The organism is Agreia sp., assembly GCF_964263775.1.
GTDB lineage: Bacteria > Actinomycetota > Actinomycetes > Actinomycetales > Microbacteriaceae > Agreia.
This window is the reverse complement of record NZ_CAXVWM010000105.1, coordinates 1-17655: the sequence shown is the minus strand read 5'-3', so window position 1 is coordinate 17655 and position 17655 is coordinate 1. Positions and strand designations below refer to the sequence as shown.

The 17655-nt window shown below is 65.7% G+C and carries 16 protein-coding genes and 1 tRNA gene; 8 read left to right on the top strand and 9 right to left on the bottom strand.

Annotation, left to right across the window (positions count from 1 at the left end; translation table 11 throughout):
• The coding region (locus ACE5CZ_RS08145) for a peroxiredoxin (RefSeq protein ID WP_374946827.1) at window positions 1-410 on the bottom strand (410 nt) is incomplete at its 3' end.
• A gap of 252 nt (window positions 411-662) precedes the next feature.
• On the opposite strand from ACE5CZ_RS08145, the gene aceE reads away from it, so the two are divergent.
• From aceE to ACE5CZ_RS08115, 6 genes are all read left to right on the top strand, one after another.
• Window positions 663-3389, top strand: coding sequence for a pyruvate dehydrogenase (acetyl-transferring), homodimeric type (gene aceE, locus ACE5CZ_RS08140; RefSeq protein ID WP_374946824.1), 2727 nt, complete (start codon window positions 663-665; stop codon window positions 3387-3389).
• Between the two features lie 66 nt (window positions 3390-3455).
• Window positions 3456-4688 (top strand): PucR family transcriptional regulator, encoded by a 1233-nt coding sequence (locus ACE5CZ_RS08135; protein ID WP_374946823.1) that lies wholly within the window; start codon window positions 3456-3458, stop codon window positions 4686-4688.
• A gap of 88 nt (window positions 4689-4776) precedes the next feature.
• A complete protein-coding gene (locus tag ACE5CZ_RS08130; RefSeq protein WP_374946822.1) occupies window positions 4777-5703 on the top strand; it encodes an ACP S-malonyltransferase in 927 nt (308 codons plus the stop codon).
• A 35-nt stretch (window positions 5704-5738) separates the two neighbouring features.
• Window positions 5739-6746 (top strand): beta-ketoacyl-ACP synthase III, encoded by a 1008-nt coding sequence (locus tag ACE5CZ_RS08125; protein WP_374946821.1) that lies wholly within the window; start codon window positions 5739-5741, stop codon window positions 6744-6746.
• Between the two features lie 64 nt (window positions 6747-6810).
• Window positions 6811-7059 carry an acyl carrier protein gene (locus ACE5CZ_RS08120; protein WP_044438497.1) on the top strand — a complete coding sequence of 83 codons (249 nt, stop codon included), beginning with the start codon at window positions 6811-6813 and terminating at the stop codon, window positions 7057-7059.
• Window positions 7060-7163: 104 nt separating this feature from the next.
• Window positions 7164-8402, top strand: coding sequence for a beta-ketoacyl-[acyl-carrier-protein] synthase family protein (locus ACE5CZ_RS08115; RefSeq protein WP_374946820.1), 1239 nt, complete (start codon window positions 7164-7166; stop codon window positions 8400-8402).
• A gap of 77 nt (window positions 8403-8479) precedes the next feature.
• On the opposite strand, the gene ACE5CZ_RS08110 is transcribed toward ACE5CZ_RS08115, so the two are convergent.
• The gene (locus ACE5CZ_RS08110; protein WP_374946819.1) at window positions 8480-8983 is read right to left on the bottom strand and encodes a DUF3145 domain-containing protein; all 504 of its coding nucleotides are present in this window, start codon (window positions 8981-8983) and stop codon (window positions 8480-8482) included.
• A gap of 207 nt (window positions 8984-9190) precedes the next feature.
• On the opposite strand from ACE5CZ_RS08110, the gene ACE5CZ_RS08105 reads away from it, so the two are divergent.
• Window positions 9191-9745 carry a PadR family transcriptional regulator gene (locus ACE5CZ_RS08105; protein ID WP_374946818.1) on the top strand — a complete coding sequence of 185 codons (555 nt, stop codon included), beginning with the start codon at window positions 9191-9193 and terminating at the stop codon, window positions 9743-9745.
• Here ACE5CZ_RS08105 and ACE5CZ_RS08100 read toward each other — a convergent pair.
• From ACE5CZ_RS08100 to ACE5CZ_RS08070, 7 genes are all read right to left on the bottom strand, one after another.
• Window positions 9742-12030 (bottom strand): transglutaminaseTgpA domain-containing protein, encoded by a 2289-nt coding sequence (locus ACE5CZ_RS08100; protein WP_374946817.1) that lies wholly within the window; start codon window positions 12028-12030, stop codon window positions 9742-9744. The genes ACE5CZ_RS08105 and ACE5CZ_RS08100 overlap by 4 nt on opposite strands.
• On the bottom strand, window positions 12027-13355 hold the full coding sequence (locus tag ACE5CZ_RS08095) for a DUF58 domain-containing protein (protein WP_374946816.1): 1329 nt from the start codon (window positions 13353-13355) through the stop codon (window positions 12027-12029). The genes ACE5CZ_RS08100 and ACE5CZ_RS08095 overlap by 4 nt, the downstream gene beginning before the upstream one ends.
• Window positions 13356-13358: 3 nt before the next feature.
• Entirely contained in the window at window positions 13359-14291 is a 933-nt protein-coding gene (locus tag ACE5CZ_RS08090) for an AAA family ATPase (protein ID WP_374946826.1), read from the bottom strand.
• A 166-nt stretch (window positions 14292-14457) separates the two neighbouring features.
• Complete coding sequence (locus ACE5CZ_RS08085) at window positions 14458-14982, bottom strand: hypothetical protein (RefSeq protein WP_374946815.1); 525 nt, start codon at window positions 14980-14982, stop codon at window positions 14458-14460.
• Window positions 14983-15068: 86 nt separating this feature from the next.
• Window positions 15069-15142 (bottom strand) — tRNA-Ile (locus ACE5CZ_RS08080).
• Between the two features lie 55 nt (window positions 15143-15197).
• The gene (locus ACE5CZ_RS08075; RefSeq protein ID WP_374946814.1) at window positions 15198-16457 is read right to left on the bottom strand and encodes a glycosyltransferase; all 1260 of its coding nucleotides are present in this window, start codon (window positions 16455-16457) and stop codon (window positions 15198-15200) included.
• A 63-nt stretch (window positions 16458-16520) separates the two neighbouring features.
• A complete protein-coding gene (locus ACE5CZ_RS08070; RefSeq protein WP_374946813.1) occupies window positions 16521-17435 on the bottom strand; it encodes a DMT family transporter in 915 nt (304 codons plus the stop codon).
• A gap of 42 nt (window positions 17436-17477) precedes the next feature.
• Here ACE5CZ_RS08070 and ACE5CZ_RS08065 point away from each other — a divergent pair.
• Window positions 17478-17655 (top strand): peptide deformylase (locus ACE5CZ_RS08065; protein WP_374946825.1); only part of this gene is annotated, 178 nt, incomplete at its 3' end.

Here is a 17655-nt window from a genome sequence, read left to right as displayed (position 1 = left end):
CCAGGGGCCGTGATGAAGCTCTCGCGACTGATGCCGTCGATGTCGATCACGAACGTCGCGCGGTTGGCGAAGCCCTTGCTCTCGAGAAACACGCCGTATTCCTTGGCGACGGCGCCATGGGGCCAGAAGTCGGCGAGCAGCGTGAAGTCGTAGCCCTGCGCCTCGGCCCAGGACCGCAGCGCCGATTTGGAGTCGACGGAGATGCCGAGGAGTTCGACGTCGTTATCTTTGAAGAGGTTCAAGTTCTCTTCGAGGGCACACAGTTCGCTCGTGCACGTTCCCGAGAAAGCCAAGGGAAAGAAGACGAGGGCCACCGCCTTCTTGCCGCGGAACTGACTCAACCGGATGCGTTCGCCGTATTGGTTGGCGAGGTCGAAATCGGGAGCGCGAGTGTCGTTCTCCAAAGCCATGAGCGTGTGATTCCCTTCGCGAACGGGGATGGATGCCTTGTGGGCCCCGACCTGGATGCCCGATCGCTGAACGTCGCCGATCTTACGCCCCATACCGGCAAGCACCAACCCGTGAGCGCCCACGAGCGCGCGGCCAGAGTGTCGTGAACATTCACTAGGCTGGAGGGTGGCGCGCATTCCCGACCCCGGACACGAATCCGGGCACGGCACGCTCCGCACTTGAAATCTGTCACCCACAGAAAGAGGTCGACGTTGACTGTCAACGACCAGGACCCGTACTCGGCTAGCTCGATCGATTCCGATCCCGATGAAACCGCCGAGTGGAACGAGTCGCTCGACCAGCTGGTTGCGGCACACGGCCACGGGCGTGCGCGCGAGATCATGCTGAGCCTGCTCAAGCGGAGCAAAGAGCTGCATCTCGGTGTGCCGATGGTTCCCACCACCGACTACATCAACACGATCGCATCCGAGAACGAACCGACCTTCCCGGGCAATGAAGAGATCGAGCGCCGGTACCGCGCGTGGATCCGGTGGAACGCCGCCGTGCTCGTGCACCGTGCGCAGCGTCCCGGAATCGCCGTCGGTGGCCACATCTCGACCTACGCCTCGAGTGCGGCGCTCTACGAGGTCGGCTTCAACCACTTCTTCCGCGGACAAGACCACGCGTCCGGCGGAGACCAGATCTTCGTTCAGGGCCACGCCTCCCCCGGCACCTACGCCCGCGCATTCCTCGAGGGCCGACTCGGCGAGAGCCAACTCGACGGTTTCCGCCAGGAGAAGTCCCACGCCGGTGGTGGACTGTCGTCGTATCCGCACCCCCGCCTCATGCCTGACTTCTGGCAGTTCCCGACGGTGTCGATGGGCCTCGGCCCGATCAACGCCATCTACCAGGCTCAGTTGGCCAAGTACGTCACCAACCGCGGCATCACAGACGCGTCGGAGCAGCAGGTCTGGGCGTTCCTCGGCGACGGAGAGATGGACGAGGTCGAGAGCCGCGGACAGCTGCAGGTCGCAGCCAACGAGGGCCTCGACAACCTCAACTTCGTCATCAACTGCAATCTTCAGCGCCTCGACGGCCCCGTTCGCGGAAACGGAAAGATCATCCAGGAGCTCGAGAGCTTCTTCCGCGGCGCGGGCTGGAACGTCATCAAGGTCATCTGGGGACGCGAGTGGGACTCGCTGCTGGCCGACGACACCGAGGGCGCGCTGCTCAACCTCATGAACACCACTCCGGATGGCGACTTCCAGACATACAAGACCGAAGACGGCGCGTACGTTCGCGAGAACTTCTTCGGCCGCGACCCCCGTGCGCTGAAGCTCGTCGAGGGATACACAGACGACGACGTGTGGAACCTCAAGCGCGGCGGCCACGACTACCGCAAGGTCTACGCGGCGTTCAAGGCTGCGGCCGAGCACAAGGGCCAGCCCACCGTCATCCTCGCCCACACCATCAAGGGCTACGGCCTGGGCAAGAGCTTCGAGGGTCGCAACGCGACCCACCAGATGAAGAAGATGACGCTCGACAACCTCAAGGCGTTCCGCGACGAGCTGCGCATCCCGATCACGGACGCCCAGCTCGAAGAGAATCCGTACCTGCCGCCGTACTACAAACCGGCCGAGGGCGACGAGGCCATCGAGTACCTGCACGAGCGTCGCCGGGAGCTCGGCGGCTACCTGCCCGAGCGCCGCTCCAAGTACGAGCAGATCGCCCTGCCCGACGACTCCGCGTACCAGACCCTGAAGAAGGGTTCGGGAACCCAGGAGATCGCCACGACAATGGCGTTCGTGCGTCTGCTGAAAGACCTGACGCGGGCCAAGGGGTTCGGACACCGGATCGTGCCGATCATTCCCGACGAGGCCCGCACGTTCGGCCTCGACGCGTTCTTCCCCACCTCGAAGATCTACAACCCGAACGGTCAGAACTACACCTCTGTCGACCGCGACCTGCTGCTCGCCTACAAAGAGAGCCCGCAGGGAACGATCATCCACGTCGGCATCAATGAGGCAGGTGCGCTCGCCGCATTCACCGCAGTCGGAACCTCGTACTCAACCCACGGCGAGCCGCTCATTCCGGTCTACGTCTTCTACTCGATGTTCGGCTTCCAGCGCACGGGCGACGCCCTGTGGGCTGCCGGAGACCAGATGGCCCGTGGTTTCGTCATCGGCGCGACCGCCGGGCGAACGACGCTCACGGGTGAGGGCCTGCAGCACGCCGACGGTCACTCGCTCCTGCTCGCATCGACGAACCCCGCCGTCGTGTCGTACGACGCGGCCTACGGCTACGAGATCAACCACATCGTGCGCGACGGACTCGAGCGCATGTACGGCGGAGCGCACCGCGACCCGAACGTCATGTACTACCTCACGGTCTACAACGAGCCTCATGTGCAGCCGGCCGAGCCCGACGGTCTCGATGTCGACGGGGTTCTTCGCGGCATCTACAAGCTGAAGAACGCAACCGTCGAGGGACCGAAGGCCAACATCCTCGCTTCCGGCGTGGCCGTTCCCTGGGCGCTCGAAGCGCAGCAGCTGCTCGCCGACGACTGGGGCGTGTCGGCCGACGTCTGGAGCGTCACCTCGTGGACCGAGCTCCGCCGCGACGGGCTGAAGGCCGAGGAGCACAACTTCCTGAACCCGAATGCTGCCAAGCAGGCCGCCTACGTCACGACGAAACTGGCTGATGCAGCCGGCCCGTTCGTCGCGGTCACCGACTACATGCACGCCGTACCCGACCAGATCCGCCAGTTCGTTCCCGGCGACTACGCGACGCTGGGGGCAGACGACTTCGGATTCTCGGACACCCGTCCCGCCGCCCGTCGCTTCTTCAAGATCGACGGCCCTTCCGTCGTCGTGCGCGCCCTCGAGCAGCTCGCTGCAACGGGCCAGGTCGACGCCTCCGCTCCTGCGTGGGCCATTGAGAAGTACAAGCTCTACGACGTGACGGCGGGAACGTCGGGTTCGGCCGGCGGAGAAAGCTGACGTCTGCAGAAGGTTCGACGCAATCCGTGAACAGACCAGGCGCACCCATCGTAAGGCTGCTCGAGCATGCCCAAGAGTAAGGCCGAGACCCTGGCCTGGCTCCGTACCATCTCGGGCGAACTCGCGACGGCTACGATCAAACGCCTCGACGCGACGCTGCCCTGGTACGGCGACATGCCACCGGGGCGGCGCAGCGCGGTCGGCCTCGTCGCCCAGGCCGGCATCAAATCGTTCATCCAGTGGTACGAGAATCCGTCGACCACGACGTGGATCGCGTCGGACGTCTTCGGATCCGCGCCTCGGGAGCTGCTCCGATCGGTGACGCTGCAGCAGACGTTGCAGCTGATCCGCGTGGTCGTCGAGGTCGTTGAAGACCGGGTCAAAGGCGCGGACGCCTCGCTGCGAGAGGCCATCCTCCTCTACTCGCGAGAGATCGCGTTCGCGTCGGCCGATGTGTACGCGCGGGCCGCAGAAGCCCGCGGATTGTGGGACGCGAGACTCGAGGCCCTCGTCGTTGACTCGATCCTGAGCGGCGAGTACGACGATGAGCTGCCCTCGCGCATCGCGGCGCTCGGCTGGCACGGCCACGGCGAAGTGAGCGTTCTCGTCGGCACCACGCCCCGCGTGCTCGACGTCGACCAACTCCGTCGCACTGCACGGCACCTGCAGGCCGACGTTCTGATCGGCGTGCAGGGCAATCGACTCGTGCTGGTGATCGGCCGTTCGATTCCGGCCCCGGGCAGCGCATCTGTCGCGACTTCGACCCCAGCCACAGGTGTCGACGCCGACGAGGCCGCTACGGAGCCGACCCTGAGTTTCATCGACATCGCCCGTTCCCTCGAACCCGGCTTCGGCCCGGGCCACCTCGTTCTCGGCCACGAGGTTCCCAGCCTCGTCGACGCATCCCGCAGCGCCAAGGCGGCGCTCGCAGGATTTGCCGTCGCGCGGGCGTGGCGTAAGGCCCCGCGCCCCGCGCTCGCCGACGACCTGCTGCCCGAACGGGCGCTCGCGGGCGACCCGCTGGCGCGCTCCACTCTGGTCAACCGCGTGTACCGCCCGTTGCAGGACCAGTCTCCGGAGCTGATGGCGACCCTGTGGTGCTATCTCGACAACGGTCGATCGCTCGAGGCCACCGCCCGCGAACTCTACGTGCACCCCAACACGGTGCGATACCGACTGAAGCGCGTGTCCCAGGTGATCGGGTGGGATGCGACCGGCGCCCGAGAGGCCCTCATCCTGCAGTCCGCGCTCATCCTGGGAACCATGCACGACCACGATGGCCCCGGCAGTCGTCGTTGATGTGCCTGTACTTTTTCGACAGCAGTTCTCGTCATTGTTGGTGTGACATGTACACACCTTTCGTCTCAATTCTTGGGAGGATGATCAAGTGATCGTCATCGTCTGCCCCGGCCAGGGTTCGCAAACCCCCGGCTTCCTCTCTCCGTGGCTCGATGTTCCGGGCTACCGCGACCACCTCGGCGAACTGGGTGCGGCGGCCGGTCTCGACCTCATCGCCCACGGAACGACGAGCGACGCAGACACGATCCGCGATACGGCGATCGCCCAGCCCCTGATCGTGGCTGCGGGCATCCTGACCCTGCGCACGCTGTTGACCGAGGGTCGAGGCGATCGCATCGGCGGGATCGCCGGCCACTCGGTCGGCGAGATCACGGCCGCAGTCGGCGCGGGTGTACTCACCGAATCGGATGCGATGGCGTTCGTTCGCCAACGAGGGCTCGCCATGGCCGCCGCGGCGGCCGAGACATCCACCGGCATGAGCGCCGTCGTCGGCGCCGACGAGGGTGAACTGCGTGCGCGACTCGACGTCCTCGGACTGCACCCCGCCAACTTCAACGGCGGTGGGCAGATCGTGGTAGCCGGTACCCCGGACGCCCTCGCTGCCCTCGCAGCGGAGCCCCCGGCGAAGGCGAGAGTCGTTCCGCTGCAGGTCGCCGGCGCTTTTCACACCCAGTACATGTCGCCCGCGGTCGAGACCCTGACGAGGGTGGCCGAGCGACTCGACGCCCACGATCCGAGAACCACACTGTGGACGAACAAGGACGGCAGCGTCGTGTCCAGCGGTCGGGAATTCGTCGATCTGCTGGTCGGTCAGGTCTCGTCGCCTGTTCGGTGGGACCTCGACATGGAGGCCTTCGCCGCGGCCGGCGTCACGGGAATCATCGAGGTGGCTCCCGCGGGCGCACTGACCGGCCTCGCCAAGCGCGGCCTTCGGGGCATTCCGGCCGTGGCGGTCAAGACTCCAGACGACCTCGACGCGGCGTTCGCGCTGCTCGACGCCGACGCCGCCGCATGAGCCCGACACCCGCTTCGACGAGCCCGGAGACTGTCATGAAACACGCCCCTCTCAAGCAGAGTCGCGGCAGCGAGTTCACCCGCATCCACAGCGTGGGCGCCGCCCGCGGAGAGAACGTCGTCTCGAACGACGACCTCATCGGTCCCATCGATTCGTCAGACGAGTGGATCAGGCAGCGCACCGGAATCATCGAGCGCCGCCGAGCAGGCAAAGACGTCTTGGCGGTCGACCTCGCGACGACGGCTTCCCTCGAAGCCATCGAGCGCGCAGGCATCGATCCCCAGCAGATCGGCGCAGTGATCGTCGCGACGATCAGCAATCCCGTCGTCACGCCCTCGATCTCGTCCCTGCTCGCCGAACGCGTCGGCGCGAATCCGGCTGCGGCCTACGACATCGAGGCCGCGTGCGCGGGCTACACCTACGGCATCGCCCAGGCCGACTCGCTCATCCGTGCGGGTCTTGCCGAGTATGTCCTGGTTGTCGGCGCCGAAAAGCTCTCCGAGTTCATCGACCCTCGAGATCGCTCCATCTCGTTTTTGCTCGGCGACGGGGCGGGGGCTGCGATCGTGGGTCCGAGCGACTTCGCCGGCATCTCCCCCAGCATCTGGGGATCCGATGGCTCGAAGTGGGACACGATCTACATGACCGGAACCCACTCGCAGTTCCGCGACGGCGAGATCGACGTCTGGCCGACCATGCGCCAGGAAGGTGCAACCGTCTTCCGCTGGGCCGTGTGGGAGATGGTGAAGGTCGCCCGTCGTGCTCTGGATGCCGCAGGCATCACTGTTGCCGACCTCGCGGCCTTCATTCCGCACCAGGCGAACATGCGCATCGTCGACGAGTTCGCGAAGCAGCTGAAGCTTCCCGACACGGTGGCAATAGCGCGCGACATCGCCACGACCGGCAATACCTCCGCGGCATCGATCCCACTTGCAACCCATCGACTGCTCGAAGAGAATCCCGAGCTCTCCGGAGGGCTGGCTCTTCAGATCGGCTTCGGTGCCGGCCTGGTATTCGGCGCGCAAGTCGTCGTGCTGCCCTAGTCACCAACTCGAACGGCCTGACCTAAACTAAGTGTCGGTCAATTCAACCCCAAGGAGAAACACAATGGCATTGTCCACCGAAGAAGTGCTGGCCGGCCTGGCCGAACTCATCAACGACGAGACCGGTATCGCCACCGACACGGTCGAGATGGACAAGTCGTTCACCGACGACCTGGACATCGACTCGATCTCCATGATGACGATCGTCGTCAACGCAGAAGAGAAGTTCGACGTGAAGATTCCCGACGAAGAGGTCAAGAACCTCAAGACCGTCGGAGACGCCGTCACGTTCATCGTCGCAGCACAGGACTAACACTCCGCGCTGCAGCGCAGACGACAGGTCCGGGTATATCGCCCGGGCCCGTCGTCCACGCACAGAACCTGCCCACGATTGACCACGTGCAAGAGAGTTTTTCCATGAGTTCCAAACGAATCGTCGTCACCGGAATCGGCGCGACCTCCCCCCTCGGCGGAACGGCCCGCGAAACGTGGGCCGCGCTTCTTGCCGGGGTCTCGGGCGCCACCACCCTCGAGCAGGAGTGGGTCGCCAAGTGGGAGATTCCCGTCACGTTCGCCGCGCAGGCGAAAGTCCCCTCGAGCGAAGTCCTCGAGCGCATCGAGACGAAGCGGCTCGACCCGTCGAGCCAGTTCGCTCTCACGGCAGCACGCGAGGCCTGGGCCGACGCCGGCTCGCCCGAGGTCGTACCCGAACGATTCGGCGTCGACTGGGCGACGGGCATCGGCGGTGTCTGGACTCTGCTCGACGCCTGGGACACGTTACGCGAACGCGGCCCACGTCGCGTTCTTCCCATGACCGTTCCCATGCTGATGCCGAACGGACCAGCGGCCGCCATCGAGATGAGCCTGGGCGCGCGTGCCGGCGCCCGAACGGTCGTCTCGGCCTGCGCATCCAGCACTGAATCGATCGCCAACGCCTACGACCACCTGCAGGCCGGCTACGCCGACATCATCATCGCGGGAGGGTCCGAGGCCGCGATCCACCCGCTTCCCATCGCGTCGTTCGCGGCCATGCAGGCCCTCTCGAAGCGCAACGACGACCCAGCCACGGCCTCGCGCCCCTACGACGTGACGAGAGATGGCTTCGTGCTCGGAGAGGGCGGCGCGGCCGTGGTCCTAGAGACCGAGGAGCACGCGCTCGCCCGTGGAGCACGGATCTACGCCGAGGTCATCGGCGGCGCGGTCACCAGCGACGCGTACCACATCACCGCACCCGATCCCGAGGGATCGGCGGCGGCTCGTGCGATGATCGCGGCGGTGGAGGACTTCGGCTACTCCCTGTCCGACGTTGCGCACATCAACGCCCATGCCACGTCGACTCCCGTGGGCGACATCGCGGAGTACAAGGCGCTTCGGCACGTGTTCGGCGACTCGCTTGCGGGCATCCCCGTCTCGGCCACGAAAGCATCTACCGGCCACCTGCTGGGCGGCGCGGGAGGCATCGAGGCGATCTTCACTATTCTCGCCCTGCACGAACGCACGGCCCCACCCACGATCAACCTCACGGAGCAGGATCCGGAAATCGACATGGACGTGGTGACGGCACCACGTGCGTTGCCCGATGGCGACCTCGTGGCCATCAGCAACTCGTTCGGCTTCGGGGGCCACAACGCCGTCGTGGCTTTCAAGACCGCCTGACACGCGTCGACGGCACGATTGTCGTTCGCTCCCCTCGACCTCGCTCGACGTGAGCGGAGACGAGGGGAGCGAAGAGGTTAGCCGACGGAGTGAAGCCACACCACAGGCGAGAAATCGCTTTCGTGGCGGAACGGCTCCAGTTCGTCGTCCCATGCCTGCCCCAGGGCCAGGCGCAGTTCACGATGCAGCTCGAGGGCATCCGTACCCGCGTTCTCCATGGCTGCGCGCACGCGATCCTCGGGAATAACCGTATTGCCGGCGCTGTCGGTCTGTGCGTAGTAGATGCCGAGATCGGGTGTGTGCACCCACCGGCCGCCGTCCGACCCGGCGGCGGGATCTTCGGTGACCTCGAAGCGCAGGTGCTCCCAGCCGCGAAGAGCCGAGGCGATCGCCGCGCCTGTTCCGGCCGTGCCCTCCCAGTAGAATTCTGTTCGCTGGGACCCACGGAGCACGGGCTGCTCGCGCCAGCTGAAGTTGACGGCACGACCAATAGCGCGACCTGCTGCCCACTCGACGTGGGGGCAGAGCGCGCGGGGTGCGGAATGAACGAAGATCATTCCGTGTGCGACGGGTGCCACCATTGTTTTCTCCATTTCGTGAGGTACGTCTTCCCCAACGACCTGTGAAATGGAACTGCAGCGACACGAGATTTTCAGTTGTCCTTGCATTATGCACGACCTGGCTGCGTACGACCAGCCGAATTGCCGCGAGCCGGTGCGGCGAGCCGCTGCATCGGCCCTCCGAGCATGAGACATACTGAGTAGACAATTACTGCGATGGAGTCTGTCATGTCTGTCAGGTCGGGAATCCTGGCCGTGCTGAGCCTCGGCCCGGCGTACGGATCCCAGGTGCATGGCGAGGTCGAGACGCGGATGCAGCGGGCCGGCACCATCAACGTCGGCCAGATCTACTCCACACTCGACAGGCTGCAGTCGCACAACGTCGTGATCCTCGATGGCATGACCGCGGATGGCCTGCCCCTGTACGCGCTCACGGCGCAGGGCCGCGCCGAGGTCGAGGCCTGGCTGACCCAGGCAGATCCCCGCGCCGGCTGGTCTGACTTTGTCGGCCACGTTCTGCTGGTCGCGTCTCTTCCCGGCGCACCCGTCGACGATCTCATCGAGGCATATCGGCGCGCGCACTCCATGGTGCCCGGCCAACCAGACGACCGCTCCGACGACCCGCTCGCCGTGTTGGGCACGAGCGCGACTCGAATTCTGTCGGGCTCGGCTCTTCGTTGGCTCGACGAGGTGCAGGATGCGCTGGCGCAGGGAGAGTATGCGCGCCCCCTCGACAGTCTCCGTCCTCGGCGGGGTCGCCGTCCCCGGCTTGATGCGACCTAGACAGGCTGCCGGCTCGCACGAATGAAGATCGACGCGGGCAGCAACCGCGCCCGACGTCGAACGGACTGGTCAGCCTCGTCTGCGATCGACTTCTCTACCGAGATCAGCGCGGCTCGAAGCGCGGCTCGTTCCAGGCCACCGACGGGCGCATCCTTCAGGCTGGCGTACTGCTCGTATTCCACGGCTCGTCGCAGAACGTCGACGTCGGATCGAGCGATGCGTCGAGTGCCGTGCAATCGTCGGGCGAACACGGCGGGGGTATCTCCGCGAGAGACCTCGATGCCGTAATCCCGGGCGATGTTCTGGAGTTCGTTCCAGGCCTCCGTCGCGGGTGTCTCCGACGCGCCGATCAGCGAGAATGAACGGCGTCGGCGCCACCACCTGACCGATGCGGGCAGCAGGCTCACAAGGCACACACCGACGAAGACTGCCAGCGCGATGAGCCACCCCCGAAGTTGCGCCAGCGATCGGGTTGCCGGCGTCGACGACGCTGCTGCGGGATCGACGTCGTCGCGCGCGCGCGACGTGGGGGCGACCTCCGCCTCCTGCGGCGCGGGCGCCCGTGATCCTGCGGCCTGCTGGGCGTAGTCGGGCAGGGTGTACTCGGGAACGGAGATGCCGAGGCTGGGTGTCGGCTCGAAGGGCAGCCATCCGATGCCGTCGAAGTACAACTCGGGCCACGAGTGAAGCTGGTCGGTCAGAACCTCATACTGCGGCTCCCCATCGATGTACCGCGTCGCTGCCGAGCTCGGAAAGTAGCCGATTGCGATGCGGGACGGTATGCCCAGGACGCGCGCCATAGTGGCCATCGAGGCCGCGAAATGCACGCAGTAGCCGCTCTTCACCTCGAGAAATGCTGCCAGCGCCTCGGTGTTGGTGCCGTCGAAAGAATCGGTTACGGGTGTCTCGACCGAATACTCGAACTCCCCAGACGTGAAGTACGACTGCAAGGCAACCGCACGGTCGTAGTTGTTCGACGCGCCCGCCGCAACCTGGATGGCCACGTCGGAGACGACGGCAGGCAGATCGCTCGGCAGCTCGAGTAGAGGATTCAGAGACGCAGGAACCGCGGTTCCCGCGGCGGCGAGCTGCTCGGCCGTGGGAGCGAGCACCAGCGAATCGACGGAGTAGTCGTCCCCCCTGCTGTCGTTTCGGGTGCTGGGCAACGTGACGACTCCGGTCTCTGGGTCCGCCGTCCATCCGCGTCCCGCGTTGTTCAGGGTCGTGGCCGGATACGGGAGAGGCAGCCACTGGCTTCGCAGCCCCTCGATCGACACATCGGTCGTCACAGGGGTGCGCGCCACCACGTCGGCGAGTCCGTTCGGGCTCGCCAGCTGTTCGACCGCGCCGTCCGCATTCTCATCGGGCTGCCACGTACCCGACGAGAAATCGTTCAAATCCACCATCTTGAGATAGAGGGGTTCGTCGGCGGTGGTCTCGTACGTCAACGACAGGATCGGCGTCGTGCGCCTGAGGTCTTTGCCGAGCTGGATCACCGGATCGATTCCCGCGCCGTAGATCGACGGGAGCCGGCCGGCGGCTCTCGAGTCCTCGAATGCCTGCGCCGTCAGCCCCGGCGTCACGGAGGGGATCACGAGTGCAGAGACCACTGCGGTGGTTCCGAGCGCCAGCGCGGTGATCGGGGCGCGGCCGGCCCGAGTCGCTCGTCGTCGAGGCTCCGTATGGCCGTCGACCCGGGCCGCAAGCCACAAGAGGAGCAGGTACGAGGCCGTCGTCGCGACGAATCGCGCGACGTCGACGTCGCGCGCCTGGACCGCCGACGGAACGATGAACAAGCCGAGGGCGAGCACGCCGACCAAGGCAGGAAAACGCACCACGACGGCCGCATCGGCCAAGATGGCTATCAGTCCGCACGCCATGGTGATCAGCTGGATCAGCGACACCACCGGGTCGGCCGGAATCGACTGCACCTGGATCTGGCCTCCGGCGTCGATGAAGCCGGAGACCAGGACGTCGACGGTAGTCGCAGTCGGAAGGATTCCGAGGATCGCCGTGCCGGGAGCGAAGAACGTTTCGCTGACGAACACCCACGTGGCGAAGGCCGCCGCGACACCGAACGCGGGCCGGAGGCCCGACGCGCGCACGGCCCACGATGCCGCGACGCACGCCGTAGCCATGGCCATCGCCGCGAACCACCAATCGAACCCGCGCACGAATGGGGCCAGACCGCCGAGCGGCACTCCGATCGTGATCAGAACAACGATCGAGACCATCCACGAGTGGCTGTTCTGCTGCCGCCGCGCGGCTCGGGTACGAGCGCTCACGGGGCGCTCCCGGCCGCATCGAGATCCCACGCGGAAGAAATCGGCTCATCCGGTGTGACGAGTCGCACAGCCCATCCTGCCCGCGCGAGATCGTCGCGAAGCGCCAGGGCCCAGTCCGGGGCCGAAACCGACCCGGACGACTGCGCCTCATGCACTACGAAGGCCCGGGCCGACGAACTTGCCGTCGCCGCGCGCGCGAGAGCGTCGACGGACTCGGCGTCGAGATTGCCCAGCACCGCGAAAAGCGGGGCCAGCTCACCCGAGGTGCGCCCGGCATCCGCGACGATGTCTCGCACCGAGAGAGGCGAATGGCTGGCGGCCAGTCGCGCGAGCGCGCCTCGAGCCAGCAACTCGTCTGCACTGCTCGCCGAACGATCACCCGACCGTGACGAGGACGATTGGTGAGATTCGATGAGCGCCGTTCGATACCCCTCATGAAGAAGATGCAACCCGATCGAGACAGCCATGGAGACGGCCCATTCAAAGGCGTCTGACTCGGCCTCGCCGGGCCGCGGGCGCACCTTGCGCGTGAAGCTTTCACGCCTGCTGTCGAGCACGACGACCGCCTCGTGGTCGGTGTGCTGGTCGTCTTGCCTCACCATGAGCTCCGAGTGCCGGGCAGTGGCGGGCCAGTGCACCCGTCGGATGCTGTCGCCTGTCTGGTATTTGCGCGCGATCACATCCTGCTCGCCACTCGCCGCTGGGCGCCGGGACTGCATCGCCTGCCCATCACCGCTCGGCAGGCGGAACGAACTCCGCGACAGGAGCTCGACCGCCGGGGTGACCGTGAGCGTGTCGGAACCGCCGACGCTGAGGCGTCGCGTCGCCAGTCCGAAAGGGTCGCCGATCCGCACCCACAGCGGACCGATCGAGTGCTGGCCTCTCTGCGGGGATTCGATGGTGTACCGCATCGTGGTCACCCCTGGTGTGTCGGTCTCAAGGGAACGGAACGCGGGAAGAGCCGGGAGGAGCGCGGGAGCGCTACGGTGCAGGGGCGCGGCCGCTTCGTCGTGCCAATTCGCTGCCGGACTCGGAGCGATGCCCCAGTTCTGAATCGAGAGACCGACCTCGCAATCCGTGCCAGCGCTCGCCGTCTCGGGCGAGAATCGACGAACCGCGCTGAGCTTCGGATGACGAGTGGACACGAGCAACAACGACAAGAGCGGCAGTGCGAGCGCGGCTGAGGCGGCGAAGGCGATCTCGCGTTGCCCGAGCATCGGCGCGGCGATGAACAGCGCAATGGATGCCGCGAGGAACCCCCAGCCCCGGACCGTGAGCGCGGGCCACAGACCGACGCGGTGCAGCAGACCGGTTTGATTGGACATGGATCAGAGCGACCGCGCGGCGACGAGCGGAACCGGCGTGGCCCGCACGATTCGGACCAGCGTCTCCTCGATGGCGTTCAGCCCGCTGCGGTGATCGCTCACCGACCGTCGAGTGGGAACGATCCGGTGCCCGAGCACCGGCACGACCAGTGCGTCGATGTCGTCGGGCAGCACGAAGTCGCGGCCGTCGAGGGCGGCGGCAACCTTGGCCGCCCGCACCAGGTGCAGGGTGGCGCGGGGGCTGACCCCCAGGCGCACCTCGGGGTCGCGCCGCGTGGCCTGCGCGATGTTCACCACGTACTGTTCGACCGCACGCGACACGAAGACCTCGCGTGCGCTGCGAATCATCGACTGCAGCTCGTTACGGCCGACCACGGCATCGATGTCGTCGAGCGGGCTCAGCAACTCGCGGTTGTGCAGCATCGCGAGTTCGGCCTCGGCATCCGGATAGCCCATCGAGACCCGGGCCATGAACCGGTCGCGCTGCGCCTCGGGCAAAGCGAACGTGCCCTCCATCTCGATGGGATTCTGGGTTGCGACGACACTGAACGGAGTGTCGAGGTGATGGGTCACGCCGTCGACCGAGACCTGCCGCTCCTCCATGCACTCGAGCAATGCCGACTGCGTCTTTGGCGACGCCCTGTTGATCTCGTCTGCGATCACGATGTTCGCGAACACGGCACCGGGTTTGAATTCGAACCGGTTCTCCTGCTGGTTGTAGATGGAGACCCCCGTCACGTCCGACGGCAGCAGGTCGGGCGTGAACTGGATGCGACTCACCGAGGCACTCACCGAGCGGGCGAGCGCCTTGGCCAACGTCGTCTTTCCGACACCCGGAACGTCTTCGACGAGCAGGTGCCCCTCAGCGAGGAGAACGATGAGCGAGAGCGTGGCGACGTCGGTCTTGCCGTTGATGACGGCCTCGAGGTTGGCCATGATCGCCCCGGACAGGCGAGCGAACTCGTCGAGGTCGATGTCGGGTGTCGCGGCACGGGCGATGGACTGGGTGGTCGAATCGGGCAACAGGAAACTCCCTCGTTTCGCTCGATTGTAACCGCGGAACATGGGTGCGTCTCCCGGTCGCCACGAGACGCCCAACTCGTCAAGACCGGTGTGCGGGATGCCCCGTCGTGAGATATTTCGCACCTTCGGACGGATCTGTGAGCCACTCGGTGAACAGCATCACCATGTCATCGCGGATCTGGACTTCGCCGAGGTCGGGATGATCGATGAGCGCCGTGGTGACGAGGCCTTCTTCTACGGGCAGGTAGCTCGAGGCGCCCCGGCGGTATGCGGCCTGGGCGGCATGGAGATGCACGGCGAAGGACGGGCCGTAGTCGTCTCCGTCTTCGAAGACGCCCTGGGCCCAGGCTATGAGGTCGAAGTCGGTCTTCGCATCCCACGGACAATTGCGAAGCGTCTTATCGCTTTCTGAGAAGTAGCGATACTTGAGCTCGCCGTCGATGACCCAATAGTTCGCGTTGGCGATGCCGATGCCGATTGTCAGGCTGGGGGTCTCGGGATCGAGCAGCCGATAGGTGCTGATGTACGTGACGGTCGTAGGCATCGGCGACTGCAATGCCCGCGGAATCGGCGCGGGGATACGGATCTCGAACGAACTGAACACGAGGCTCCTCCCCGGCATGGCTGCAACGACTCTAACGGCTGCACTCGCCCGATTAAAACATGAGCGGCGCGCCGTGCTTTTCAGGGTAGGGCGTGTGGGACTTGAACCCACGACCGACGGATTATGAGTCCGCTGCTCTAACCAGCTGAGCTAACGCCCCCTGCGGTGTCCGCGGCTCTGTCAGCCGAATTCAACGCCGATTGACCACAATACCGTCATTCGCGCGAGGCGCTGGGCGAGACGATCAGCGGATCGGTGACGACCTCGCCGCGGTACAGCTTCTCGAAAGTCGTGAGCGTGCGCTGGATGTCGTGGGCTGCGATGAGCCTGAGCGACGCGTGCTTGAGACGATCGAGTTCGTCTTGCGGCAGGGTGAGCACGTCGGCCAGCCGGTCTGCCATCTGCTGGGCGTCGCCGGGTGCGAAGAGGTGCCCGTTCTCGCCGTCGCGCACCAGGTGCGGAAGCGCCATGGCATCGGCCGCGACCACCGGCAGTCCCGATGCCATGGCCTCCATCGTTGCGATGCTCTGCAACTCGGCGATCGAGGGCATCGCGAAGACGGTCGCACGGGTGTACGAATCCCGAAGTTCTTGCTCGGTGACGTAGCCGGTGAAGACGACACGATCGGCGATGCCGAGCGTGGCGGCGAGTGCCTCGAGGTTCTTCTTCTGGTCGCCGCCACCGACGATCTCGAGTTGGGCATCGAGTTCGGCGGGAAGCAGTGACACGGCTTTCAGAAGCACGTCGATCTGTTTCTCGCCCGTCACCCGGCCCACGAACAGGATGCGGTTCTTCGGTCGAGCGGTGAAGTCGGGAGTGTAATTATCGGCGTTGATGCCGCAGGAGATCGCGTAGACGTTGGTCAACCCGGTGGACTTCTCGAGGAACTCCGCGGCTCGACGGGTGGGGGTCGTGATCGCGCTCGCCCGCCCAAAGGTTCGTTTGGCCGCCTTCCACGCGAGGCCCACGGCCCAGGCCTGCCACGACGTGGGCAGCAGCGTGAACTCGAGCAGGTTCTCAGGCATGAAGTGGTTCGTGCCTACGATGCGGATGCCGCGCTTCGCCGCCTCGATCGACAGGCCACGCCCCACGATGATGTGCGACTGAAAATGCACGACGTCGGGCTTCACGGCATCGAGGATCTTCGCGCTGTTCTGGTTGATGACCCAGGGAAGCGCGAATCTCAGCCAGTCGTGCGGATACCAGCGCCAGCTGCGCAGTCGGTGCACGGTGATGTCGTGGCCGTCATAGGTCTCGGTCCAGGTGCCGTGCTTCTTCGATGCGGCCGGCGCGACGACGTGAACCTCATGCCCCCGCGACGCCATGCCCGAAGCAAGGCGCTCGGAGAACCGGGCCGAACCGTTGACGTCGGGTGAGAAGGTGTCGGCACCGATGACGATGCGCAGGGGCCGTTCGGAGGAAGCCGTCGACGGCACCTCCGCCGAGGCGGGAAGCGGGCCGGAGGAATCTGACACGGAGTGAACCTTCTGTTGGGAGGTGGAGAGCGGCGCCCGGTCGGGCTAAGAGGACAAACTACCCTAGCGCTCGATCTGCGGGTGGTACCGGGCGAGTCCGAACACACCGACGATCGCGATCAGGCCCGTGATGACGTAGCCGATCATGGCCCACCAGGGAGCCTGGGCCGCCTCGCCGAGCACGATGATGCCGATTCCCACTGCGATGAGCGGATCGACGACGGTGAGTCCGGCGACGACCAGGTCGGGTGGGCCGGACGAGTACGCCGTCTGCACGAAATAGCCGCCGAGCGCGAAGGCCGCGACGAGGCCGGCGACACAGATGAGGGTGAGCCACTCGAAGTCGCCCTGCTGCAAACGCTTGATGACGACCTTGGCGAGGGTTGCGACGAAGCCGTAGAGCACGCCCGCACCGATGATGTACCCGACGGCGCGAACGCGACGACGGAAGACGATGAATCCCGCGCCGAAGACGAGGAGCACGACTGCCAGGATCACGAGGATCACCGTGAGCTGCAGTTCATCGATGGGGCGATCCCGTGCCGTGAATGCAGCAAGCACCACGAACAGGAACACGCCGCCTACACAGAGCACGATCGACAGGATGGACTTGCGGTCGAGGCTCACCTTGCTGAGCCTGGCATTGAGGAACGCCGTCATGACGAGCGCCACGACACCGAGAGGCTGCACAACGATGATGGGCGAGAAGCCCAGGCTGGTGAGCTGGAACACGACGGCGAGTCCGAGCATCAGGGTGCCGAACACCCACGACGGCCGCGAGACCAGCGACAAGAGTTGACGCAGATTGAGCCCGCTCGATGCCGACTGGGAGCTCGCCTCGACCTTGGCCACCCCGCGCGACTGGAACTGGGCTCCGAGACTCAGGAAGACCGCCCCGACGATCGCGATGGGGATGCCGATGAACTGCGCCGGATCGAGGGCGAACTGGTCCTGAATGTCAGTGAGTTCGGGAGGCACCCCCCGAGATTACCCTGACGACCGCGCCGATAGGCTTAGCGAATGGCTGTTCTCCCGATTCGCATCTCCGGAGACCCCGTTCTCCACTCCCCCGCCGCAGACGTCACGAGATTCGACGACACTCTTCGCCAACTCGTCTCCGACATGTTCGAGACGATGGATGCAGCCCCGGGCGTCGGTCTCGCCGCCCCACAGGTCGGTGTGCCGCTGCGACTCTTCA

What these genes read in the sequence shown, in the direction of transcription:
- ACE5CZ_RS08135 (WP_374946823.1), top strand. Translation starts at nt 3,456, where the DNA reads ATGCCCAAGAGTAAGGCCGAGACCCTGGCCTGGCTCCGTACCATCTCG.
- ACE5CZ_RS08125 (WP_374946821.1), top strand. Translation starts at nt 5,739, where the DNA reads ATGAAACACGCCCCTCTCAAGCAGAGTCGCGGCAGCGAGTTCACCCGC.
- ACE5CZ_RS08120 (WP_044438497.1), top strand. Translation starts at nt 6,811, where the DNA reads ATGGCATTGTCCACCGAAGAAGTGCTGGCCGGCCTGGCCGAACTCATC.
- ACE5CZ_RS08115 (WP_374946820.1), top strand. Translation starts at nt 7,164, where the DNA reads ATGAGTTCCAAACGAATCGTCGTCACCGGAATCGGCGCGACCTCCCCC.
- ACE5CZ_RS08110 (WP_374946819.1), bottom strand. Translation starts at nt 8,983, where the DNA reads ATGGTGGCACCCGTCGCACACGGAATGATCTTCGTTCATTCCGCACCC.
- ACE5CZ_RS08105 (WP_374946818.1), top strand. Translation starts at nt 9,191, where the DNA reads ATGTCTGTCAGGTCGGGAATCCTGGCCGTGCTGAGCCTCGGCCCGGCG.
- ACE5CZ_RS08095 (WP_374946816.1), bottom strand. Translation starts at nt 13,355, where the DNA reads ATGTCCAATCAAACCGGTCTGCTGCACCGCGTCGGTCTGTGGCCCGCG.
- ACE5CZ_RS08090 (WP_374946826.1), bottom strand. Translation starts at nt 14,291, where the DNA reads ATGGCCAACCTCGAGGCCGTCATCAACGGCAAGACCGACGTCGCCACG.